26 protein-coding genes and 1 pseudogene are annotated in these 24,401 nt (G+C 30.3%); 8 read left to right on the forward strand and 19 right to left on the reverse strand.

The window, feature by feature from the left end:
- The first annotated feature begins 70 nt into the window (after positions 1-70).
- The 3 genes from FJV36_RS00540 (at position 71) to FJV36_RS00550 (ending at position 2,561) form a co-directional block, all read left to right on the forward strand.
- A complete protein-coding gene (locus FJV36_RS00540) occupies positions 71-1,333 on the forward strand; it encodes a DUF2130 domain-containing protein (RefSeq protein WP_158729049.1) in 1,263 nt (420 codons plus the stop codon).
- 171 nt (positions 1,334-1,504) lie between these two features.
- Positions 1,505-2,005, forward strand: a complete 501-nt coding sequence (locus tag FJV36_RS00545; protein WP_158729050.1) for a hypothetical protein — start codon at positions 1,505-1,507, stop codon at positions 2,003-2,005.
- 124 nt (positions 2,006-2,129) lie between these two features.
- Positions 2,130-2,561, forward strand: a complete 432-nt coding sequence (locus tag FJV36_RS00550; RefSeq protein WP_158980760.1) for a hypothetical protein — start codon at positions 2,130-2,132, stop codon at positions 2,559-2,561.
- 42 nt (positions 2,562-2,603) lie between these two features.
- On the opposite strand, the gene FJV36_RS00555 is transcribed toward FJV36_RS00550, so the two are convergent.
- Together FJV36_RS00555 and FJV36_RS00560 are read right to left on the reverse strand one after the other, a co-directional pair.
- Positions 2,604-2,996, reverse strand: coding sequence for a hypothetical protein (locus FJV36_RS00555; protein ID WP_158729052.1), 393 nt, complete (start codon positions 2,994-2,996; stop codon positions 2,604-2,606).
- Between the two features lie 39 nt (positions 2,997-3,035).
- Positions 3,036-3,314, reverse strand: a complete 279-nt coding sequence (locus FJV36_RS00560; RefSeq protein ID WP_158729053.1) for a helix-turn-helix transcriptional regulator — start codon at positions 3,312-3,314, stop codon at positions 3,036-3,038.
- 146 nt (positions 3,315-3,460) lie between these two features.
- On the opposite strand from FJV36_RS00560, the gene FJV36_RS00565 reads away from it, so the two are divergent.
- Positions 3,461-3,751 carry a hypothetical protein gene (locus tag FJV36_RS00565; protein ID WP_158729054.1) on the forward strand — a complete coding sequence of 97 codons (291 nt, stop codon included), beginning with the start codon at positions 3,461-3,463 and terminating at the stop codon, positions 3,749-3,751.
- A 148-nt stretch (positions 3,752-3,899) separates the two neighbouring features.
- On the forward strand, positions 3,900-4,535 hold the full coding sequence (locus tag FJV36_RS00570) for a recombinase family protein (RefSeq protein ID WP_158729055.1): 636 nt from the start codon (positions 3,900-3,902) through the stop codon (positions 4,533-4,535).
- A gap of 339 nt (positions 4,536-4,874) precedes the next feature.
- On the opposite strand, the gene FJV36_RS00575 is transcribed toward FJV36_RS00570, so the two are convergent.
- The 10 genes and pseudogenes from FJV36_RS00575 to FJV36_RS00620 form a co-directional block, all read right to left on the reverse strand.
- The gene (locus FJV36_RS00575) at positions 4,875-5,747 is read right to left on the reverse strand and encodes a hypothetical protein (protein WP_158729056.1); all 873 of its coding nucleotides are present in this window, start codon (positions 5,745-5,747) and stop codon (positions 4,875-4,877) included.
- Positions 5,748-5,819: 72 nt separating this feature from the next.
- Positions 5,820-6,824: a hypothetical protein gene (locus FJV36_RS00580; protein WP_158729057.1), complete on the reverse strand. Its 1,005-nt coding sequence runs from the start codon at positions 6,822-6,824 to the stop codon at positions 5,820-5,822.
- 348 nt (positions 6,825-7,172) lie between these two features.
- On the reverse strand, positions 7,173-9,203 hold the full coding sequence (locus FJV36_RS00585; RefSeq protein ID WP_158729058.1) for a hypothetical protein: 2,031 nt from the start codon (positions 9,201-9,203) through the stop codon (positions 7,173-7,175).
- Between the two features lie 37 nt (positions 9,204-9,240).
- Positions 9,241-10,269, reverse strand: coding sequence for a WG repeat-containing protein (locus FJV36_RS00590; RefSeq protein WP_158729059.1), 1,029 nt, complete (start codon positions 10,267-10,269; stop codon positions 9,241-9,243).
- A gap of 244 nt (positions 10,270-10,513) precedes the next feature.
- Positions 10,514-11,101 carry a hypothetical protein gene (locus FJV36_RS00595; protein ID WP_158729060.1) on the reverse strand — a complete coding sequence of 196 codons (588 nt, stop codon included), beginning with the start codon at positions 11,099-11,101 and terminating at the stop codon, positions 10,514-10,516.
- Between the two features lie 102 nt (positions 11,102-11,203).
- A complete protein-coding gene (locus tag FJV36_RS00600; protein WP_158729061.1) occupies positions 11,204-14,230 on the reverse strand; it encodes a histidine kinase in 3,027 nt (1,008 codons plus the stop codon).
- Complete coding sequence (locus tag FJV36_RS00605) at positions 14,208-14,963, reverse strand: LytTR family DNA-binding domain-containing protein (RefSeq protein ID WP_158729062.1); 756 nt, start codon at positions 14,961-14,963, stop codon at positions 14,208-14,210. The genes FJV36_RS00600 and FJV36_RS00605 overlap by 23 nt, the downstream gene beginning before the upstream one ends.
- Before the next feature lie 82 nt (positions 14,964-15,045).
- Entirely contained in the window at positions 15,046-15,810 is a 765-nt protein-coding gene (locus FJV36_RS00610) for a TIGR02757 family protein (RefSeq protein ID WP_158729137.1), read from the reverse strand.
- A gap of 81 nt (positions 15,811-15,891) precedes the next feature.
- Positions 15,892-16,407: pseudogene (locus FJV36_RS00615) on the reverse strand (DUF2400 domain-containing protein); the annotation flags it as partial.
- Positions 16,408-16,558: 151 nt separating this feature from the next.
- The gene (locus tag FJV36_RS00620) at positions 16,559-17,242 is read right to left on the reverse strand and encodes an ABC transporter ATP-binding protein (RefSeq protein WP_144892433.1); all 684 of its coding nucleotides are present in this window, start codon (positions 17,240-17,242) and stop codon (positions 16,559-16,561) included.
- 243 nt (positions 17,243-17,485) lie between these two features.
- On the opposite strand from FJV36_RS00620, the gene msrA reads away from it, so the two are divergent.
- A complete protein-coding gene (gene msrA / locus FJV36_RS00625; RefSeq protein WP_158729138.1) occupies positions 17,486-18,034 on the forward strand; it encodes a peptide-methionine (S)-S-oxide reductase MsrA in 549 nt (182 codons plus the stop codon).
- A gap of 47 nt (positions 18,035-18,081) precedes the next feature.
- A complete protein-coding gene (locus tag FJV36_RS00630; protein WP_158729064.1) occupies positions 18,082-18,381 on the forward strand; it encodes a hypothetical protein in 300 nt (99 codons plus the stop codon).
- 11 nt (positions 18,382-18,392) lie between these two features.
- Here FJV36_RS00630 and FJV36_RS00635 read toward each other — a convergent pair whose 3' ends face one another.
- The 6 genes from FJV36_RS00635 to FJV36_RS00660 all read right to left on the reverse strand — a co-directional run bounded on the left by FJV36_RS00635 (position 18,393) and on the right by FJV36_RS00660 (position 23,275).
- Positions 18,393-18,695 carry a DUF6787 family protein gene (locus FJV36_RS00635; protein ID WP_158729065.1) on the reverse strand — a complete coding sequence of 101 codons (303 nt, stop codon included), beginning with the start codon at positions 18,693-18,695 and terminating at the stop codon, positions 18,393-18,395.
- 32 nt (positions 18,696-18,727) lie between these two features.
- Positions 18,728-19,162, reverse strand: coding sequence for a DUF6146 family protein (locus FJV36_RS00640; RefSeq protein WP_158729066.1), 435 nt, complete (start codon positions 19,160-19,162; stop codon positions 18,728-18,730).
- A 95-nt stretch (positions 19,163-19,257) separates the two neighbouring features.
- The gene (locus tag FJV36_RS00645) at positions 19,258-19,821 is read right to left on the reverse strand and encodes a DUF937 domain-containing protein (RefSeq protein ID WP_158729067.1); all 564 of its coding nucleotides are present in this window, start codon (positions 19,819-19,821) and stop codon (positions 19,258-19,260) included.
- A 94-nt stretch (positions 19,822-19,915) separates the two neighbouring features.
- Entirely contained in the window at positions 19,916-20,866 is a 951-nt protein-coding gene (locus FJV36_RS00650; protein ID WP_158729068.1) for a D-2-hydroxyacid dehydrogenase, read from the reverse strand.
- A 185-nt stretch (positions 20,867-21,051) separates the two neighbouring features.
- Positions 21,052-22,122 carry a 3-phosphoserine/phosphohydroxythreonine transaminase gene (serC, locus tag FJV36_RS00655; RefSeq protein ID WP_158729069.1) on the reverse strand — a complete coding sequence of 357 codons (1,071 nt, stop codon included), beginning with the start codon at positions 22,120-22,122 and terminating at the stop codon, positions 21,052-21,054.
- 91 nt (positions 22,123-22,213) lie between these two features.
- Positions 22,214-23,275 carry an acyl-CoA reductase gene (locus tag FJV36_RS00660; protein ID WP_158729070.1) on the reverse strand — a complete coding sequence of 354 codons (1,062 nt, stop codon included), beginning with the start codon at positions 23,273-23,275 and terminating at the stop codon, positions 22,214-22,216.
- A 139-nt stretch (positions 23,276-23,414) separates the two neighbouring features.
- Here FJV36_RS00660 and FJV36_RS00665 point away from each other — a divergent pair, with 139 nt between their 5' ends.
- On the forward strand, positions 23,415-23,765 hold the full coding sequence (locus tag FJV36_RS00665; protein ID WP_086453198.1) for a 4Fe-4S dicluster domain-containing protein: 351 nt from the start codon (positions 23,415-23,417) through the stop codon (positions 23,763-23,765).
- Positions 23,766-23,824: 59 nt separating this feature from the next.
- Here FJV36_RS00665 and FJV36_RS00670 read toward each other — a convergent pair whose 3' ends face one another.
- The gene (locus FJV36_RS00670; RefSeq protein WP_158729071.1) at positions 23,825-24,361 is read right to left on the reverse strand and encodes a hypothetical protein; all 537 of its coding nucleotides are present in this window, start codon (positions 24,359-24,361) and stop codon (positions 23,825-23,827) included.
- Positions 24,362-24,401 lie beyond the last annotated feature (40 nt).

Below are 24,401 nucleotides of genomic sequence, written 5' to 3' on the forward strand. Positions count from 1 at the left end.
TTAATTAGAAGTCAGACTTTTTGATTACACTATAATGTAAAGAAAAAATAATCAAGTAAAATTTAAAATTATGAACGAAATTATTTGCCCAAATTGTAAAAAAGCTTTTAAAGTTGATGAAGCTGGCTTTGCAGATATTTTGAAACAAGTTCGTGACCACCAGTTTGAGGAAGAATTAGAAAAGCGGCTTATTTTAGCTGAAAAAGATAAAGAAAGTGCTGTAAATCTGGCATTAGCGACTCTTAAAAATACACTCCAAGAAGATTTATCAAAAAAAGATAGAGAAATCATGGAATTAAAAGCCAAAAGCGATAGAGAACTTTCAGAAAAGTTAGCTAATAAAGAAACTGAGATTAATCAAATCAAAGCAAAATTAGATAATGCTGAATTGGAGAAAAAATTATCCGTTACTGAAGCTGTCCAAAAGATAGAAAAAGAGCGTGATGATTTAGCAAATAATTTAAAACATAAAGAAACAGAAACGCAATTACTTGAAAAATCTTTAAACGAAAAATTCATTGCCGAACTCAGAACCAAAGACGAAATCATTAAGTTGAAGGATGAAGAAATTGCTTTGAGAAAAGATATGAAGTTAAAACTTTCAACCAAAATGGTGGGTGAAACACTAGAGCAACATTGTGAAACCGAATTCAATAAATTAAGAGCCACAGCATTTCAAAATGCTTATTTTGAAAAAGACAATAATTCAAGTTCGGGTAGCAAAGGAGATTTTATATACAGAGAAAATGATGAACAAGGAAATGAAATCATTTCCATAATGTTTGAAATGAAAAATGAATCAGACCAAACAGCAACAAAAAAAAGAAATGAAGATTTTTTTAAAGAACTCGACAAAGACCGAACGGAGAAAAAATGTGAATTTGCAGTTCTAGTAACATTATTAGAATCTGAAAGTGAATATTACAATACAGGTATTGTTGATGTATCTCATAAATACAGCAAAATGTATGTCGTTCGTCCACAGTTTTTTATTCCAATTATTACGCTTCTTCGAAACGCATCTATGAACTCCATGCAATACAAAGCAGAACTTAGTTTGATTCGAAATCAAAATATTGACATCACAAATTTCGAGGATAATATCAATAAGTTTAAAGAAGGTTTTGCCAAAAATTATGATTTAGCAAGTCGTAAATTTAAAACAGCTATAGATGAAATTGACAAAACAATTGACCATCTGTATAAAACGAAAGAGGCATTACTGTCCTCTGAAAACAATCTTCGTTTAGCCAATAACAAAGCTGAAGATTTGACAATTAAAAAATTGACTAATGGTAATCCTACCATGAGAGCAAAGTTTGATGAGTTGTAAGACAACTCAAGACAAATTCTTATTTTAAATCAGATAAAACTATTAAAAACAGTAATCTTGGTACTGTTGATGATATTTAAAGCAATGGAATTTTCCAAGATAATAACAAACTATTACAAATTTTAAATCAATGATTTGTTAAAGATGAGTAATTAATTAAAAACTAAAAAAATGGCAGAAAAAGTAATTGTATTAAGAAATGGGGAATATTTATTAGATGAAAAAACCGACGATTATTCCCCTAAAGATATTATGTTAAGATTTCCAGGTTTTAATTCAAGTACAGGATTGATTTTAAACAATGAAGTCGAGATTGAATATATAATATTTGGGAAATTGGCAAGTCGTAAACCTCTTGTTATCGTTACTTATAGAAAAATTGAAATTTATAGAATAAGCGGGAGAATGGAACAGGTTCTTTCTTGTATTTTAGCGTTTAAAGATTGTTCACAAAGTCTTCTTGAAGATAAAATAAACAAAATCATAGAGGAAGAAAACAATCAGTCAATTTCAACTCTTGAAATGAGGATTCAAGAATTAGAAACAGAAAAATGCCATCTTGAAAACGAAGTGAAAAATTTAATAGAAATTAAAGATTCAGCAATTAAAATAATCGAATATGCGGAAAAATTTAAAAATGCTATAGAAACAACAAACAAAGTTGAATCTTAATTCTATCAATTAATTACCCTAAAATCAGTTTTACAATACATCTCTTAAAATCTTCCGTCAAACTGATGTTAGTCAGTATTGAAAAAAAAAAATGAAAACTATTGAAAAAACTAAAAGAAGGATAATGAAAATCAGAAAATTTGAATTTAATATTGGCAGTTATTTTGGGCCAACTTACTCATTGCTATATAAAAGTGGATTGTTTTTATATAGAGCTCAAACAGGGGATGAAAGTTCTATATCTAGTATAAACCCAATATTTAAAAACGATTATCAATTTGAACATATTGCCATTTTTCAATCCGATTCTTTTGATGCAGATTTAGTAATTTCAGAGGAAAGAAAACTTAATTTTTTCAAGTATATTATCCGCTACTGCAAATCTTGGGAAAAAGAATATTCGAACAATATAGTTTGTGATGGAACATCATGGGAATGTGATATCTGGATAGATGATTTTAGATTAAAATCAAATGGCCTAGAAGAATACCCATCTAATTTCAAATCATTCCTTAATAAACTTTCAGTATTAACCAGTGGTAAAATTTTTGAATAGAAAACATTGTTATCACAGACACAACTGTGTACTTTAATTTATTTAAAAGTTAAAATTTTCTGCGAGTTTGTCATATTTGAAACCTGCTAATCCTTCAGTGATAATTGCTGAAATTGACTTCTCAATTTGTTCATCACCAAACCAACTTACAACTAGTCTGCTACCATCATATTGATTTTCGATATCATCAATTGAGTCCGATTCTAAAAATGCAGAATAAATGACTGGTTTTAGTGTGTCATTTGAAAGATAGTCATTACTAGTAAGATGAAAAATAGATTTACGATGTCCTTTTGTTAATGAATTTATGTAATCAGACAAGATTTTGGTGTTAATAGCTTCATTTGGCGACCCTATTATTAGGCCACTATAGGTATATTCAAATTGAAATTTTTCTATTGTTATTTCTCTTTTACCAATTTTAATATTTTCCATAAAGTGCTTTAATTATAAATATCTGATAATTTTCAATAATTAAATATTTCCACTTAAAATACCAAGTCCTTTTGTAATTAATGCTTTGGCTTCATCTACTTCCAACTGAGTTATAGACGTTCCTCTGGTTGGAATAAATAATTCTCTTACATCAACTTCAAGAACTTCTGCTATTTTTAGTAAGAGCTGAATTGTGGGTAAATTCTTTTCACTAGAGATGTTTGATATAGTAGTAGTTGACACATCAACTCTTGAAGCTAGTTCATCTCTTGACATTCCCTTTAATGCCATTATTTCTTTTAATCTGAGTATAGCCATTTAATTATATTTTTTACAAATATAACAAATTAATCAAGTGTAGGTTAATTTTTTTTTATAAAATATAAAACAATACTTGCTTTTTAAGCAAGTTTTACTTAACTTTGTAAGGCATTAATCAAGTATCACTTTATAACTCTATTATTATGGAAATAGCTAAAACAATCATTGAACAAATTAAATATGCCGACAAATGGGCTTTAATGGCTTACGGTTCTAAAAACTTTTTGGCATTACCTGAATCAAAAGATTTTCAGGGTGGGTTGCAATTCCAAGTAAATGGATTGAAACATAAAGGAACTGTTAGAATACAATTAAAATGGATTGACACTTACACGATTTTGTTCATTAGTAAAAAAGGTGATACAATAAAAGAAGTTAAAGATGTGTATTGTGATATGTTAGTTGATATTCTAGATTGGATTGAAGGTAAATAACCTTCAATCCTGCGCAAAATTAGGTTATAGTCATACGCTTCACATTTTAAAATTTTATTACTCACCTACATCAACTAAATAAATTGTGCAAAATACACTACCCTAAAAATGCACACTTTTTGGAAATTTCACCTAAATTAATCTAGTTATGAAAAAAGCGAGATACATTCGTCAAAGTACGGCTCAACAATCTAACCTGCGCCAACTGGCAAAATCCCATCCAGATGAAATATTATTTATTGATACAATCAGCGGTTCAATTCCTTTTGCCGAAAGACTAGCTGGAAAAAAGCTTGTTGAAGCCGTTGAAGCTGGAGAAGTGAATTTCGTTTCATTTCATGCAATCGATAGGGCTGGAAGGTCTACTATCGATGTATTGCAGACCCTTAAATTTTTCTTTGATAAAGGAGTGATTGTTAAGATTGATAATTTAGGACTTGAGTCAATGATAAATGGAAAAGCCAATCCAGTATTTAATCTCATAACAACGATACTAAGTGAGCTGAGTTCACTCGAAAAAGCCTCTTTGCTAGAAAGACAAGCTGAAGGCATAATTCAAGCTCGCTTACGTGGAGCTTACAAAGGTCGAATGAAAGAAACAAAAGACACTCCTGAAGAAACACTGGCAAAACACAATAGAGCTGTTAAGGTGATAAAATCAAATCCTACAATGTCACTCAGAGACATGGCAAAACTAGCAAGTGATAAAAGCAAAGGGTATGATGTTTCCCCAAATACCGTAAAAAAGGTCAAAGATTTGATGTTGACCCTTTCTATGATTTGAATTTAATCCCCCCCTCCCTCCAGTTACCTGCCCCCAGGGAGGGCTGGGTGTATTGGATATAGTGGGGTTCGATGCTGTTCTCAAAATTTTTTTTTAGAATTTTTCTGGGTAATATTTTTGAAATGTGATTCTTAAAAAAAAATGTGTTTTTTCTTTTATCTAAAATCTTTCTAACTTGTCTAAGACAGATAGTAACTAGGAGATTGTTCTAAATTACTTGATGTTTTGCTAGGACTAGTTACAAAGGTTTAGAAGATAAGTTATTTAAAAAAAATGCTCCGATTATAAAATCGGAGCATTAACTTTTTAATTTACACAATTTTCGGGATATTGTTTTTATTAGTTATTTTTAATTATTGAAAGTTTGATTTTAGAATTAACATTACCTTCGCTTTCATCGTTCAATTTATCTCTTTCTTTTTCCTGTTTAATTAAATTAGAAATATCAATATTAGCTTGAATATTGCAATTATTGCAAATTTGTTCACTTTTGTCATTTTCTCTAAACAATTTTCCTTCTATATATAATACTTCAGGCTTTATTTGAATTACTTTGTCTATAGTTCCAAAGTTTCCTATACAAAAAAGAGCATATCTTCTTGGCATTTCATAACCGTTATCAAAAACTAAATATGTTTTGCGATAAGCACCAAAATCTGTTGCACCACCTGAGCCTAATACAATAATTTTAACTTTGTATTCTTTAACTTTAAAATCATAAACTTTATCAATGTCAACAGAGTTAATAAGTAAATTGTTTTCATTTTGTATATTTAATACCATATCACTGTATTCCGAATCGACTATTAAACCGTCGTCTTGTTTCACCATATTATAATCTGGTGAAGCTAAACAATATTGCTGCATACCCTCATCTTTAAAATAAGAAAAATGATACTCAGAACCATCTTGATATGTTAAAATCACTGTTTCCTCTTTAAGTTTATATTTCCCTCTATATGTTATTTTATTATCTTTATTGTCAACAGTATTAAAGGTAAATTGACCATTTTTATCAAATGTAATATTCATATTTTCTGCATTATGGCGTTCAATCCATTTACCAATAATGTCATTTACATTTAACTGTTTTCCTTTGTCTGAAATTTTTTCAACATCTGTATTGACAGTTTTTTTCTGTTTTTCAATTTCATTTTTACAGCCAATTAATACGGTTAGACTTGCAACTAAAATAAAGATTTTGTTTTTCATATTTTTTACAAATTAATGTTTTAATTCGATTCTAGTTATCTTAAATAATTAATAATAATTGATTTTGCCTTTCTAAATACTTTTAAAATTCTCTTTTATGAAATTTTCTTTCAATTTTACAATAGTAGCTTCAGTAGCATTACCCTCTTCTTTTTTACCTGTTTTAATATCTTCAAGATAATATTCCAAGCTAGCTTTCCAATCCATTCCGCCATACTCGAATATGAAACAAGGAACTAATGAATTATTTACATTTTTCCAATAATATTCTTGTCGAGTTCCAGCCCCTTCATAATGAGTAACCCAAAAAACATTTTTTTCAATTTTTTTAAATTCAATTTCATGCGTTCCCGATGTATTTGGGTCTTCATATTTTTTAAGATAAATAATATGTTTACTATCTATATTCTTGTCCTCAGAACTATTAGAAATCGAATTATCCTCTTTTTTTGCGTTTAAATTTTTGCTACTTTTTTGAATAATACTTTTCTTTAATTCTTGCAATCCTAAATCTGAAATAATTTCATCAATATCTTTGTAATATTTTAAATTAGGAAGTTCATATTTTTCATTGGAAGTTATTTTCCCATTCTCATCTTTAGTCTCGAAGCTTTCAGAAATTTTATTAAAGTTATTATCAGACAATACTATGTAAGTTGTTTTGAAATGTGATGGGTCGGACAAGTTGTTTTCAAAATTTTCTATAGCAAACCTTTTGTCCTTTTTGAAGTAATATTTTTTTGAATTACTTATATCACTACCACTATAAAAAACCTGAATACATTTGATGTTTTTATCTTTACAATAAATAAAATATTCTTGTTCAATAGAACCATCAGACTCCATGTCATAATCATACTGGAATGTACTATTAAATACTTGTAATTCTTTTTCATTAATTAACTTTACGTAATGAAAAACTTGTAGCTTTTCATTATCTATTAATTTGTCAATTATTATTTTTTCTTTTTTTGCATCAAAATTTTCAATTTTAACTTTAGACACGTCTTTACAACTTATCATAATCAATGCGAATAAGACAAAGTATATTGGTAATTTTAGAATATTTTTTTTCATGTTTTTATTTTTTATAGTTATATTTTTACTGAAATTTTTCATATTTTTTTTCGCATATATATCAAAAGCACAATAGTTTGCATCTTGATGTTTTTCGCATAAATCATAAATTATACTCCAGTTTAAATGGGGTAGTAACCATTACATTTTTTTGTTTTACTTAAATGATGATACCTTTCCGTTTTTGTCAACAATGAAACCAATTAAACATTCTTAAAGACTGACTACGAATAGAAATATAAATTAGGCCTTCAAATATTAATGGAATTGCAACATGAATAAAAATTATTTTTTTCATAATAGCGTTCGCCAAATTTTTTTTCCAGGTTTTTTTCAAATCGAAAAGAATTAATAGGTGAGCTTTCCAGAACCTTTACAAACTGTACACAATCGTTTTCCATTATAAAGACTAACAAATCCAGTTCCTCTGCAGGCTTCACAATTTGGTCGTTTCGATTGTACTTCATTTAATCTTTCTCTACTTACTGCTCTACATTGACTACATGCGCCTTTAACATAACGACCTATCTTACAATTTAAGCATTTTGAACCATCCGAGAAATAAGATTTATCATTATTAGGAGAAGAAACTTTGATTTTATAATAGTCTTTATTTTTATTCAATGCCTCTTCCTTTGTAACTCCATTTTTAAATGAATGTGAAATATTATTATATTTAGTTTTAATGTCTAAAGCAACGACTAAACCAGAATAATTATAGGTATATTTATGGGTTGTTTCTCCAGAATTTTCTTTTTCAATACGAAGATATAACAATCCTTTAGTATCGAAAATATAGACATTTTCATTTCCTTCTATTCTATATCCAATACGCAGATTCTGGTATAATACTTCCTCTACTTCATATCCATTAGATTTGCATATTGAATTTAGCTTAGTCTTAATATCATGAGCTTTTGTCATAAATGCATCTGCCGTTACTTTGGAAGGTTTTGTATCGGACTGATTCAATTCAAAACAATCTAATTTAAATTCTTTATTTTTGGATTCAATTTCATTAACACCAGTATTGTTTTTATAAATTGAATTTCTTTTAGAATCTTTAGATGTTGTAATTACATCTAATTTTGAAGTGATTTGATTTTGCGAATTTGAAGAATCGTTATGTAAATAGGTACTTATTTTACCATTTTGTAATAAGTAATCAACTTTTATATTCTTTCCATTTTTCCAAACCCCTTTTCTTACATCTCCATTAGAGTAATAATATGCTCCATTTCCATCCATTTGGCTATTAGCCCAGCTTCCTTTATATGTATCACCAGTTGCAAAATAATATGCACCTTCACCATCGTTACAATTTCCAGAAATACATCCAATATTTGAAAAATTAAAGTCTTTAATATTAGATGAATTAGTCATACTTATTCTTCCATCTAATACAATATAATTTGAGTTAATATAAAAGTTTTCTATTCCACAAAATGAACGCGAAGGAGAAGTCGTTTCACATAATTTAGAGATATCAATATTAGAATTTCCTAGTGAATCTTTATAACATAATATTTTACCATTTTCTAATATTTTTCGGCTACTCTCATCCACTTTGTAATTAGTAAGAACAAATAAATAATTGTCTTTAATAAAAACGCTTTTTACGTTTTCAAGTTTTGTTTCGGTTTTACGTATTAAATCATAAACGTAAGTATCATAATTAGCATAATAATCAATGTAAAGTTTATTGTCGAATGCTTTAATTTTATTGATGCCTCCCAAACTCCTCATCGTTTCAACATCTCGTTTAAAAACTATACTATCAATTTTAGACCATGAAATTCCATTATCTACAGATTTATAAATATTCTTTAAAGTAGCTATATACATTTCATTGTTGGAAGATGTAAATTTAGTCACTTGAACACCTTTCGGGGTATTTATTTTTTTCCAACTATTGCAATCTTTTGATATATAGAGTCCTTCATGTGAAAGCCCTATATAGTTATCATTGAACATGTAACCCTTATAGAAACTCGTTTTTTCTTCAGAATCTTTATTTTTACTAATTCTTTTAAAACTTCTTCCAAAATCCTTTGAAATCAAAAATCCTGAATTAAAAATAATCAAATCATTTCCTCTAATAAATAAGCTTTCATCAATGTCTTCATGAAAGATATTGTTATAAGGTAATATTGTTTGATTATATTCAAAAGATTGCCAGTCGTTTCCTTGATTTAAAGAAATCGAATAATAATCACTATTAAATCCAATTATTGAATCCCCTTTACAAATCAATTTCTCAAACTTTAAATTTTCATTATAATCAATTTTAGGTTTTTTTCCTATGAATCCAACAACCTGGGCATGTAGGGTAAAGCACGAAAACAGTAATAAAAAGACATTAAATAATTTTTCTTTCATTTTATTTTTTAAAATTATTGCAGTAAAATACAATTGACTAACCACCAGATGAAACAGGAAAAACCCCATTATTCATTCTTTTTATAGTTTCTCCATATTTATTAATCAAAACGTATTCCCAACTTTGGATTTCATCATCGGGTTTACTTGTTAATTTTCTAAATTCAATTAATCCATTTTCAAATTTTACCGATGACCCCCAAATTGGTTCATAACTTTTGTCTAATTCCTTAACAATTTCAAATTTATCATTGATTATAGAATAACCGTCATTGACCATTTTATAACCAGCCATTACTTTTTTGCTAATTATTGCAAATCCATTATCAAATTCACTTGCAAACGAATATACTTTTTCAGTAAGAATTTCTCCTTTACTATTTTTATAACCGTAGCCATCTCTTCCATCAGTACCAAAACTAACTATATTAGGCAATGGTTTGGTAGCTATATCGCAGTATGCTATATAATAAGTTTGATAATTACGTAGATAATCTTGGTTTTCAGCAATAGACATAACGCCATCCTTATTTATTTTATAATAATCATGTTTACCTTCATTATGGTAGCCACCATCTTTGTCAAAAATCTTTTTTTCATCTATGCCGTAAGTGATACCATTTACAATCTTAACATTATCGAACCATTTATTAGAAATATACTTTCCTTGAATATTTATAAAACAATATTTCTCATTCAATTCAACCCAAGCTATCCCATTACAAAATTGTTCTGTGGAATCAAATTTATGTGGAATAATAAGTACCCCTTTTTCTGAATAATAACCAAATTTTCCATTCACATTAACAGAAATAAGTCCTTCATTAAATCCAAGATTAGAAAAAGCAAACTCATTCTCAAACTTAGGTTGAAAAACAATCATTCCTTTTTCATTTATCAATCCCCATTTACCATTTTGTCTAAATCTACTTAATCCATATTCAAACTTAGTCATTTCATTAAATGATGGTTTCAAAATATTTTTACCAGTATTATCAATAATTCCATAAAGTCTAGTGCTATTGTCATAATAAACAGTTTGTGCTGTTAATAGATGAAGACTCAATATTTGAATTAATATTGATATTATGGAATGTTTAGATTTCATGTTTTTATTGAGCTTTAGTTATATTGAAAATTTAAAATTTTGAGTACGTGTGGTTATATCTCCCCTTTGATTTTTTCCACAAGTAAGGTATATTAGGAGTTCTTAATTGACTTTCATTACAAAACCTATTGAAAATTAATTATAAATTTGTTCTAACTTTTAGGTTCAGTATATTTTGTTTTTTTTATCAGTACAAAAAAAGCTACGGAACAGCCGTAAATGTGCCATTTGTAATATTAAATATTTTCTCTACTATTTTAGTGCCGTTACAGTAGCCCAATGGATATCCACCGTTATTGGTTAGATTACTGATGCTGAATTCGCCTTTTAATATCGTTCCATCAAAACTTGTTATCTTTACTTTACCTGATGTTTTGCTATTACCCCATAAGGTAACCTCCTTATAACAAACGCCTGCTTCATTTATAGGTATAAAGGCAAAGTAACCATCTGTATATAAATCGTAAGTTTTATTTACAACTAATACATTATCAGTTGTTCTAATTTCCAAATTCATTATTTCCAAAAAATCATTGGGAACCCCTTTTATTTTGGGTGATGTGACTATCACAAATTCGTTAATACTCGAAGTTGTAGTAGTACTTTTTTCCCAGTACATTTCAGAAATGGCTGAGTTATTTTCGTATTGTACGTTATTTAAACTAAAGCTTAGTAATGATTTTTTAGAAATATCTGAACTATCATCTGAATTTTCATTGCTACAATTAGTGAAGGATGCGATTAATAAAATCAAAAGAAAAAAGCTCCTAAATAATCTAAAGTTTTTCATTTATTAGTATTTTTAATTATTGTTAATCAAAAATATGGTAAATAAATTCTTTAAAAATAATGAATTAGTTTCCGTAAAGATTTAATAATTAATCGTGGAGAATTAATTAATTGGAAGCTTGACAACCACAGTGGTTCCCTCATTTGGATTTGAAGAAATAGTAATTGGATTGGCATTATCTCCTTGAAATAATGCGATTCGTTCTTTGGCTAAATCGATTCCTTTTGAGGCATGAAGCTTATTTAGGTTTTGGGAATGCATCCCTTTACCATTATCAATAATTTTAATTATAAGATAATTGTCTTTGTGTTCAATGAATAGAGTTAATTTAGGTTTTATGAAATGAGAATCAAACGCATGAACGAATACATTTTCAATAAAAGGCTGAATAAGCATTGGAGGAATTTCAGTTTCAAACAAATCAAGTTCTTCCACAATAATTAACTCAAATTCAACTTGATTTTTAAAACGCATATTTTCTAACGTAATGTATGATTTTAAATATTCAATTTCTTCTGATAATGCAATTCGTTGGACGGATGAGTTATTAAGTGTTTTACGAATTATTTTTGAAAACTCTCCCATATACATCAAGGCGTCATCTGTATTATTATCGATTATATAATTCTGAATAGAATTCATAGCGTTGAAGATAAAGTGAGGATTCATTTGACTTTGAAGCGCTTCCATTTTAGTTTCAGCTAAACGTTTTTGAATCAAAGATTTTGTTTGTTCTTGTTTTTTAATAAATTGAATTCTTTTTTTATAAATTACAAAACCAGTAATTGAAAATAAAAGGAAGATTGCTAAAATGAACCACCAAGTTTCCCAAAAAGGTGGAGTTATTACAATATTCAGAACATCACTAGAAGACACTATACCCGAATGCAAATCTTTGGTAACTAATCTAATTTTATAATTTCCATTTGGTAAATACGTAAGATTTATATTTTTGTCTTTTGTCCACTTGCTCCAATTGGAATTCCTCAGACCTATTACTTTATAGCGATATTCTAACTTGTTTGGATATTGACAATTTTGAGGTTCAAATTCAATTGAAATTGTATTTTTATTGTAATGCAACTCAATTTCATTAAAATTATAATTTAACCATTTAAAATTAGTGTTATTTATGGGTTCGAAATTAACCTCGATAGCCGCAATTTTTATTTCTTGAGGACTATTTTTTGTTGAAAGATATTTTTGCAAATCAAATTCAAAATAACCATCTTGTGTTCCAAGTGTCAAAACAGTTCCTTTGATATTTGATGAAGTAAAAGCTTTCGCACTTAATCCTTGTTCTTTATCAAGTAAGCGAACGACACCATTTCTATAAATATTCAATCCTTTTTCTGTCCCGATAATAAGATAGTCATTATAGCACTCTAAAAATGAAATAGAATTACCATTTAATCTTTTTCGGTCAATTTTTTCGATAATTTTAAAACCATTCGTAACATCAATAAAAAATATATCCCCAAAAGAGTTTGCTACAATTAGTTGTTTTTTGTGATTAATTTTTGCTTGAACTAATTCTTTTTCCTTCCAAATATTATTAAAATATAATGAATACAGTCGTCCGTTTTCATAAGTATAAAGCCCATTTGAAGATGAAGCTATGTAACGCTTATCTTTTATGGTAAGTATCGAAATAGCATCCTTGGGTATATTTAAATCATTTATGTCATACTTTTTAAATCCTCTATTGAATCTAAAATCCTCAACTTCACAAAATTTACCATAAGCAACTTGAAATATTAATTTGTTCCTATCAATAACTTCAAAAGCACTTGCAGAATAGGGATAGTATTCAGCAATTTCGCCTTTTTCATTTAGAGCAAATAATCCAATGGTAGAATTAACCCATATTTTAGAATTATATACTTTAATGCCTCTTAACTCAAATCTGTCTAAATTTGTTTGCGAGAACGAAACAAAATACTCGTACTTTGATAATTCAGGTTTTGTTTTAAAGTTATAACTCGCAAAATCAAAAAATATATCGTTTGATATTTCAGTTTCGATTTTATTTTTCTTCAAAAAAATTAAACCTCCTTTGTGTAAAATTAAATTTTGATTTTGGAAGTTCGTAATTGCAACAACATCTAGTTTGGCCATATCATAAAAAGATGCAGGATAATATTTAATCTCTTGCTTTAAATCAATTTTAAAAAAACCCTTGTTTATTGTACCAACGTAAAGTGTATCTGTCTGTGAATCGTAGTACAAAGTCCAAACTTCGGTACTGTCCACTCCAAATTCATCATTAAGCTTTATAATTTTGTTGTTGATTATCTTACTTATTCCACCTGTAGCAAAGTTAACTCCGTTACTTGCTACGTAGATGTCACCTTTATTATCTGAAATAAAATTCCAATAAGTACTACTTCCAAATTTTATAATGGAACCCTTATTTAGCAGGTAATCTTTTATGCTAATTTTACTAATTGATTTATTCAAATAATCACGATGGCAGATGTAAAGACTATCCTTAACTTTATGAATTGAAAATATATCAGGTTCAAAATGATTTATCAACTTTATTTCTTTTATTGCTAAATCTATTCTCCAAAAACCATCATTAAATGTCCCAAAATAGATTTTAGAATCTATCTCAACAAAATCCATAACTTGAAACAGGCTCCTAAAACCCGTAATTTTCTTATTCAAGATAATTTTGTGTGTTCTAATATCCAGAACGGAAATTCCGAACTCAGTTCCTATGTAGAGTAGGTTTTTGTAGATAAATAATTTTCGTATTTTATCATTAATTAAGCCATTTTTAGTGCTGATAATTGTGAATTTTTTCCCATCATAAAATGTTAATCCACCCCCATGACTACCAAACCACAAATTATGATTAGCGTCTTCTATAATAGCCCAACAGCTATTGTGTGCTAATCCATCTGAAGTAAAGTAATTTTTTGCAACTCCGTTTCGGATTGCTGATAATCCATTAGCTGTGCCCACCCAAAGAATACCTCGACTGTCTTTGTAAATAGAATAAACACTATTATTTGGTAATCCATCAATTGTAGAGAAATTGGTTGATGGAAAATTTTGTGAAAATACTATTTCAATAAAAAATAGTAGTATCAACAAAAACTTATTTCTTGTGAATGATAGCATTGATAAAGTTTTCTTTTTGTCTTACTGATACAGGAAGTGTTTCTCCATTTGCCAATTCTACCAATAATTCATTGGCCTTACTAAAACGATTCACATAGTTTAAATTTACTAAATAAGACTTATGTATCCGCTGAAAAAGTGAACTTGGAAGTAGTTCTTCAACATGTTTTAGAGTTTTTGATAGAATAATATTTCTACCGTCTAAACAAACTATTTTACAGTAGTTACTATCTGCTTCACAATAAAGAATTGAGTTGGTTTTAAGCAATTCAAATCCGTTTTCAGTAGGTAGTGCAATTCGGTTAAATTCAGAGCCACCAGTATCAAGATTTTCTAAAAGTAACTTTAATTTTTCTTCTTGTGAGGCTTTATTTTGTTTGTCATCATACTTTTTGATAGTGTCCAACAAATCAATATAATTAATCGGTTTAAGTAAATAATCTAATGCACTACATTTGATAGCATCGATTGCAAATTCTGAATGGGCTGTAGTAAAAATGACTTCAAAATGAACTTTATTCAGTTCTTTAAAAAGTTGAAAACCATTTTTATTAGGCATCTGAATATCAAGAAAAACTAATTCTGGATTAAATTTTTCTATAGATACAATTGCTTCATCAACACTTTCACATTTGTCAAGTATTAAAAATTTATCTGGAAAATAACGAGTCAAAAGTTTTTCTAAAAACTCTCTCGCGTTGTATTCATCATCAACTATAATGGTTTTAATCATACCATAAAGATATAATTTTTTAGGAGAATTTTATTAAGTAAATTAGTATTCGTAGTGTTTTTTCAATTTATCGATTTTATTCCTAAAAACCTTCAAATATACCCAGTCCAAATAATGCAAAATCATATTTTACAGGGTCATTTGGGTCGAGAAGTCTTAAGTTAGTGTCTAATTCTAGTAATGCTTTTCCATCATTTTGTTTTCTATCTAAAAGTCCTAATTTCCGTGCTACATTACCAGAATGTACATCGAGAGGGCAAGAAAGTTTTGATGGTGAAATGTTTTTCCAAATACCTAAATCTACGCCTGCATTATCATTTCGAACAAACCACCTCAAACACATATTAATTCTCTTTGCTACTGAACCTTTATTTGGGTCTGCTACATGTTTTCTTGTTCGGGTCAGATGTGGAATTTCAAAAAAGGCTTCATTAAGGGCATGTATAGCTGGTTGAAGTGAAGTCTCTGTTTGGTTATCAGTAAATATTTTTTCAAGACCACCTCTATTAGTGTAAATATGTTTTAAAGCTGTTATGAAATGTTTAAAATCATCTGCATTAAAAGTTCTATGAACAAATCCTTCCAACTGCTCCAATTGAAACTCATCATGGCTCATAACAAAATCAAACGGTGAATCACCCACAATGTCCATCATACGATGTCCGTTCTTAGTAATCATTGTTCTATTTCCCCAAGCTATAGTTGAAGCCAAGAAACCCGCAATTTCAATGTCTTCTTTTAATGTATAACGATGGGGAACACTAATAGGGTCTGGTTCAATAAAGTCAATTGTGTTATACTGAAGAACTTTGGTATCTAGGAAGTCTTTTAATTCATTTTTAGGGATAACCATTTTTGTTGATTTTAAAGCTTTAATTTCTGGCAAATGTACTTATTTATCAATTTAAAAACATACTGCCTTAATTATCCTTATATACATGTTGATTCTTTTTGCTGCCGAATTGTTCAAAGGATCTGAAACGTGTTTTTGAGTTCGAGCGAGATGAGGGATAGAAAAAAATATTTTTTTGAATTCGGAAATGCTATTTTGCATCGAATGAGGTTCTTGATTTTTGGCAAAAACCGTTTCTAGTCCACCGTGATGGGAATAGATGTTTTGTAAAGATTGGATGAATCCAATAAAATCTTGACCATTAAAAGTACGGTGAACAAATGTATTTAACCGTTCTAAATCAGCGGGAGTGTGTGACATCACAAAATCATAAGGTGCATTGCCCATTAAGTCCAGCATGCGATGCGAATTTTGTATGATCATTTTACGATTCCCCCACGCAATGGTAGCACTTAGAAAACCAGCAATTTCAACATCTTCTTTTTCTGAATAAAGATGCGGAATTTGAACAGGATCACTTTCTATGAAATCTAAGGTGTTGTATTGTAAAACTTTGTTGTCTAGAAAATCTTTTAATTCTGTTGTAGTCATTATAAAGGAGGAAATGTATAAAAAGAAAGAGTGTGTTTGTAACGGCTGTTTGTAGCCCAGATAGGAACGGCATCTCCCGATTTTAAAAAACAAGGCTTTTTCTGCCGTAGTTTTTATAATCGGGAATACAGTGGATAGCTGGAAAAAGCTCCTAATTACTAATCAAGCCATCCACCATGACTAGTTTTCTATCGGCCATATTAGCGAGTTCTTCATTATGAGTTACGATCACAAATGTTTGTCCGAATTCATCTCTTAGTTTAAAGAAAAGCTGATGTAAATTCTCTGCCGATGTGGTGTCAAGGTTTCCTGAAGGCTCATCTGCAAAAATAACGGCTGGTTTATTGATTAATGCTCGTGCCACGGCTACGCGTTGCTGCTCTCCACCCGAAAGTTCATTTGGTTTATGATTTATGCGGTGTGAAAGGCCCAAATAGTCTAATAATTTTTTTGCCTCTTGTTCTGTTTCGCCTTTTGGTTTGTTGGCAATAAATGCTGGAATGCAAACGTTTTCAAGTGCGGTAAATTCAGGTAGTAGCTGGTGAAATTGGAAAATGAATCCTAAATTTAAATTCCTGAAAGTAGATAAAACTTTGTCATTCATAGTCAAAATGTCTTGACCATTGATAAACAAGGAAGTTGTTGTTTTTTGAATATCTGTGTTGGGTATAGTATTGGGTTTGTCTAAGGTGCCTAAAATTTGCAAGAGTGTTGTTTTTCCTGCGCCTGATGATCCTACAATAGATACAATTTCTCCTTTTTTAATATGCAAATCAACTCCTTTGAGTACATGTAGTTTATCGTAGTATTTATGTATATTTTTGACTTCAATCATTTTATTCTGTTTTTACAAAGAAACAAAGATTTTAAGGATTATGAATTGGAAGTCATTAATTTTTCAGTTTGACAAACTATAAACTTTAGTTAAGAATAGGTCTAGGGTGTTTGATAATAAATAACTTTGATTAAAATTTGAAATATGAAAAAAATAATTGGATTGATGATCGCCTTTTTGCCCTTTTCATTTTGTGCCAAAGAAAGAAACGTAATTGTACCTAAAAGTTTAGAAACAAAAAATATGGAAAAACAAGGAGATTTAGAGATTGCAACTTTTGCAGGAGGTTGTTTTTGGTGTACCGAGGCAGTATTTTTGCAGCTTGACGGAGTGAGTAAAGTAGTTTCAGGTTACATCGGTGGAAACACTGTAAATCCTACTTATAATGACATTTCTTCCGGAGAAACGGGACATGCAGAGGCTATTGAAATAACTTTTGATCCCAAGAAAATAAGTTTTGGAGAGTTACTGGAGATATTTTTTGCCACGCATGATCCTACAACGCTTAACCGTCAAGGTGCTGATGTAGGGACACAATACCGTAGTGAAATTTTTTATCACAATGAGACTCAAAAACAGTTGTCACAGGATTACATTGCCTTGATGACTCAAGAAAATACTTTTGTTAAACCAATTGTGACTAAAATATCAGCTGCCACAAAATTTTATGTTGCTGAAGAATACCATCAAAATTACTACAACCAAAACAAAACGAAAGGGTATTGTAGTTATGTAATTACTCCAAAAATTGATAAGTTGAAGAAAATGTATCAAGGAAAGCTTAAGAAATAATTGGCATTAGATTTGTATATTGTTCAATAAATATAAATTGAATACTTATGATACAATCTGCTGCTAATGTTGAAGCAAATAACAAAACAAGAAATCTTGTATTGGGAATATTGTTTGATGCTATTGGGATGCTTTCTTTTACAATTCCTCTTCTTGGCGAATTTTCAGATGTAGTTTGGGCGCCATTAGCAGGTTTTTTAATGACTTGGATGTATAAAGGTAAAATAGGTAAAGTAGGAGGAGTGGTAACTTTTCTTGAAGAAATTATTCCGTTTACTGATTTTATACCCACATTTACCTTAACGTGGATATACACGTATTTAATAAAAAATAAAAATGCCTCGTAACGAGGCATTTTTTATGTTTTAAAAAGAAATCCGAGTCCTAATCTTTTCAGCATTTTTTTCTCAAATGCCCAGAAGAATTTGAATTGCCCAAATATAAAACCAATACAAACCAGTAATACTTGGTAAATAGGGAATATTAATATCAAACGTACAGGAATTATCCAATATCCCAAAGAATCCTTTGTTATACCTAGCCACGTACAAAACGGTTTAGACAACCAAGCTGATGCTGATCCCGTGATAGCAAAAACAATTAGAATTATTATGAACTGAAAATTTGTTTCAATTCCCCAACGTTGTTTGAGTTTATTCATTTTTATTTATAATGAATACAAATATAGTGAGATTATCTCATGGGTACAAAACCAAAAAGTCTTTGATTGTATGTATTTTGAAAAAATATCATGTAGTTGTATATCAAATAATTTACTTCATACCCGTAATTTATATTAGGATCATAATTAATTGTCATTTCGTATAAATTAGGATTAAAACGCTGTGGTTGCAAAACACGGTTATTCCATTCGGTTACATAAAAACGGTTTTTATTTTCTAGAAAAGCCTGTGTGTGATAATTTCTAGGCAAAGCTGTGGCATTTAGCCAATAATTAAAGCCTGGTTCAATAATGATTACCTCGTATTCGAGTTCTTCATTTGCTATTCTTACGGTATCATTAGTAGAATTATTTGACGGATTTTTTACAGCTGTAAATGGAGTAGTTGTAGCACAACTGTACATGATGAGCGCTACTATTCCTAATATATATAAACTACGTTTCATAATTGAAATTTTACTTTAAATTTACGACTATATTCTCTTTTTTTAAAACCATTTAACAAAAAAAAATCACCTAAGTAGGTGATTTTTAATGTTTTTTATTTTCCAAATAGTTTGCCAAGAATTCCGCCTAGTCCACCACCTTTAACAGATACGGCTGCCATTGCATCGCTAATGTCTACTTTTCCATCAGCATTTTGATCTAAACCAAATTGTCCTCCATATTTTGAAATAGCATCCATAATGCCTGATCCTTGAGCTCCGCCTCCAGATATAGCTGCAATGATATCAGAGATTTGAAAACTACTATCATTAGGATCTTTTGCTTTATTTACCAATGATCCTAGAATTTGAGGAATTAAACTTCCTGCAACACCTGATGCTGCATCTGCATTGATACCAAATTTTTCTCCAAGACTTCCAGTAAGTTGTTCAGTAAGCTTTTGAACTACAGGATTTGAAGCGTTTTGAGCATTATCTCCTTGAAACAAAGAAGCCAATTGTTCTACACCGCCTTCTGAAGCAATTTTTTGTAAGCCAGAAAAGATGGAGCTTCCTGCTTCTTCAATAACTGCCTCGTTTTGTTCGTTTGGAATGGCATCGTTTTTGACAACTGACTCGAATCCAAACTGTTGCGCTAATTGTGTTAATTGTTCTAACATAGGTTTTGGTTTTGTTTAGATATCAAATCTAATAAAAAAAAAGGATTTATTACTTAAAATAAATCCTTTTAAAACATTTCATATCGTTAAAAATTTAGCCCAAAATACTAATAATTTGTTGGGCTAGTTCAGTTCCTATTCTATCTTGAGCCTCACCTGTAGCAGCACCTATGTGTGGTGTTAGTGAGATTTTGTGGTGCATTAATATTGTCATCTCTGGCGTTGGTTCGCTCTCAAAAACGTCCAATCCTGCAAACAATATTTTCCCGCTATCCAGTCCTTTAAGTAAAGCCACCTCGTCAATTACACCGCCACGGGCACAATTTACAATTCCCACGCCATCTTTCATGCTAGCAATTTCTTTATCACTAATAATGTAACCGTTTTGTGCAGGTACATGCAAGGTAATAAAATCAGCCTCTTTAAAAACTGATTCTAAAGATTGCGAAACAATTGTAGTGGTGATTGATTGTCCGTCAAAAAAAGATACCGTGACATCTACTTGAGGAATAAAACTATCTGCAGCAATAACTTTCATTCCAAGTCCAAGCGCCATTTTTGCAGTAGCCTGACCAATACGGCCAATGCCCACAATTCCAAGCGTTTTTCCTCTCAATTCAATTCCATTACCGTATGCTTTCTTTAAACCATCAAAGTTGGTATCGCCTTCAAGTGGCATATTTCTATTCGAGTCGTGTAAAAATCGAACTCCCGAAAATAAATGTGCAAAAACCAACTCTGCCACAGATTCTGAAGATGAAGCAGGCGTATTAATCACTGCAATCCCTTTGCTTTTAGCATAATCCACATCAATATTATCCATTCCTACGCCTCCACGACCTATAATTTTCAAGCCTGGACAAGCATCAATAATGTCTTTACGAACCTTAGTCGCGCTTCTTACTAAAACGACACTTACATTGTTTTCATTAACAAAATTAGCCACTTGTTCCTGCGCTACTTTTGTTGTTATAACTTCAAAACCACCTTTTTCTAAAGCTTGAATTCCACTTTTTGAAATTCCATCGTTGGCTAATACTTTCATTTTTTTATCATTTTAAGGAACCTAATCGATCCTCTAATTAATTATTTTTTTTAGGAGCTATTTCCCGCTTTTCATTATAATCTTTTATGTTTTTAAAGAAAAAACATAAAAGGATTTTCATTACAATCGGGGCTAGGGGTTTAGAATTCAACTGTTATTTTGTGAAACTAAAGACTAATACGGATTTATACTTTGGTTTCTAATTCTTTCATTACATCCACCAGTACTTGAACACTCTCTAACGGTAACGCATTGTACATAGAAGCTCTGTAACCACCTACTGAACGATGCCCTGGTAATCCTGAAATTCCTGCAGCTTTCCACAAAGCGTCAAAGGTTGCGGCATGTGCTTCATCATTCAACAAGAACGTAGCATTCATATTAGAACGATCTTCAACCGCAGCAGCTCCTTTAAATAATGGATTTCTATCAATTTCGGCATACAGCAATGCTGCTTTGGCATTGTTTATTTTTTCAATGGCTGCAATTCCACCTAAGTTTTTCAACCATTGTAAAGTCAATAAAGAAGCGTAAACAGGGAAAACAGGAGGTGTGTTGTACATGCTCTCTGCTTTAATATGTTTGGTATAATCCAGCATGCTAGGAATAGTTCTACCAGTTTTACCTAGAATTTCTTCTTTTACAACAATCAATGTGGTTCCTGCAGGCCCCATATTTTTTTGAGCTCCAGCATAGATCAGGTCAAATTTTGAAAAATCCAATACTCTTGAAAAAATATCCGAACTCATGTCGCATACAAGAGGTATGCTAGTTTCTGGAAACTCCTTCATTTGGGTCCCAAATATGGTATTGTTGCTCGTACAGTGAAAATAATCAGCATCTTCTGGAATACTGTATCCTTTTGGAATATGATTGTAATTTTGTTCTTTAGAGGAACCTATGATGCTAGTTTCTCCAAAAAGTTGTGCTTCTTTAATAGCAGCAGCAGCCCATGTTCCTGTGTCCAAGTAAGCGGCTTTTCCATTTTCTTTCATCAAGTTGTAAGGAACCATCAAAAATTCTAGACTAGCACCACCTGCAAGAAATAATGCTTGGTAGCCTTTGCCTTCAAGACCTAATAATTCTAGAACAAGTGATCGAGCTTCATCCATAACGGCCACAAAATCTTTGCTTCTGTGAGACATTTCTAGTAGAGATAATCCCGAATCATTGAAATTTAATATCGCTTGTGCTGATTTTTCAAAAACTTCTTGAGGCAAAATGCAAGGTCCAGCGCTGTAGTTGTGTTTTTTCATGTGTGTAGTTATATCCAAAAAAATTAAAATGCAAATTTCGACAATAGGAGCTAAAAAATAGCTAATTAATCAAGAATAATTGACCTATAAATTAGGGTATATTTAGTAAAAATGAAATTGTATCAATGTTATCTGCGTAATTCCATAATTGCGGATTTTGAGTTTGTCCAAATGAAACACTGTTTTCTATACAACCACCAGAAACGATACATTGAAGTAACTCATTTTCAGAATCTAACTTAGTTTGTAGTGCGGGTAAGTCGTCGTAATATTCATAAAAAACACTAGAAATAGGTGAGGCATGGCTTTGGTCTTCTTTTATAGTTAAAAATCCATTGTCAAGCAGCTTGAAATTACTCATTAAGAAAACCGCTTTGTTGTAATCGTAATTATTAGCGTATTTTTCATAATGAATGACATCTTGGTATTCAAAAATGGCTTCAAAAAATGTCTTGAAATTATATCCCTTTGGTACAAAAAGTTTAGATACATTGCGACATCCTAAACCAAAATACCTAAAAATATCTGCTCCTAAAGCAGTTAGTTCCTCATTATTTTCAGCACCAGTCAAAACGGCTACTGAATTTCTACTTTTTCTAATAATAGACGGCTTATCTTTAAAATAATACTCAAAATATCTCGCTGTATTGTTGCTACCCGTGGCGATAACAGCATCAAAATTTTCTAATTTACCTTCAACAAAACGAATAGCATCCGCTAATGGAGGAGCCACTGCAATCAGATATTTGGCTAAAAATGGTAGTAAATGTTGGTCGTTTGATGATGTTTTTACAATCACGTTATTCCCAGTTATTAAAACCGATAAAAAATCATGAAATCCAACTAGAGGAATGTTCCCTGCTAATACCAATGCAATATTTTTTGGGTTTTTAATTTCTAAAGTATAGGCAGAAAGCCATTGATCAAGATTTTCTACTGTTAATGCTTTTGACCATGATTGTATTGAAAAATATACATTTTCAGGAGTGTACCATCCATTGTGTGATTGAGACAGGATAATAAGTTCTTGAAAAGCATCAAAAAATGTTTCGTTGTGCAAAACATTTGGGCTTTTTGTGGTATTGTTTTCAGAAAATTGACTTAAAAATTTTCCTAATTCAACAAAAACATTTTTTTTTGTTTCTAATGTCATAATGTTTGCTTATGAATAGTTTTGATTGTAATTTTGCACAAAAATAAGCTATAAAAAGTATAGTAAAAAGATTAAAAGACGAAAGATAATAGATTCTTATACTTGAAAATCTTATTTGCTTAATTCCTAAATTAAAAAGATGGCAATTATTATAACAGACGAATGTATCAATTGTGGAGCTTGTGAACCTGAGTGCCCAAATACTGCAATATATGAAGGAGCTGATGATTGGAGATACAAGGACGGAACAAAACTAAAAGGTAAAGTAATTTTGCCAGACGGTACTGAAATTGATTCTGACGAAGCACAAACCCCAATCTCTGACGAAGTGTATTATATCGTTCCTGGTAAATGTACGGAGTGTAAAGGATTTCATGACGAGCCTCAATGTGCTGCAGTATGTCCAGTAGATTGTTGTATTCCAGATGATGCGCATGTAGAAAGTGACGAAACATTGCTTAATCGACAAGCCTTTTTGCACAACGAATAAATTTTAAAGCATAAAAAAACCTGAGAAGTCTCAGGTTTTTTTATGCAATTCTATTTTTGTTATTCCTTAATCATTTCAAATATTTCAGATGTAATTTTATCGGTTGTTGGATCGTAAGATTCTAAAACCAAGTTTCCATCAGCATTAAAGTAGCCAAAAGAGGTTTTGATTTTAGTGCTGTAGATGTAATTATTATTGGAAGTTTTTCTTAAAACAGCGGCCTTTTCTTTATTAGGTAAGTACATGTTGTACCCTGTTTCAGCCAAACTAACTTGGTATTTTTGTCCGTTGTAGTTGTAATAAGCAGATCTGTCTACGTCTACAATATTTGTTATTCCATTTGCGGTTACTGCAGTAATGGCGGTAACTTGAACTGGAGTTTGCTTAATTTCTTTATTCAAAGCATTTGAATCTGCATCTTTCAATTCAATATTTTGAGTTTCTTTTATTTCTTGGGTTTTAACCAATTGTTTTTCTCCTTTTGAGTCTTTTATCGTAGTTACTGTTGTTTTAACCTCAGATTTTACATTTTTGATTTGCGCTTGACTATTAACTGAAAGTAATAGTGCAATAGCACCGATAAGTATCGTTTTCATAATTATTTATTTATAATATTAATATGAAGTAAAATTACAA

It is taken from the genome of Flavobacterium sp. I-STPP5a (assembly GCF_009764685.1).
Lineage (GTDB): Bacteria > Bacteroidota > Bacteroidia > Flavobacteriales > Flavobacteriaceae > Flavobacterium.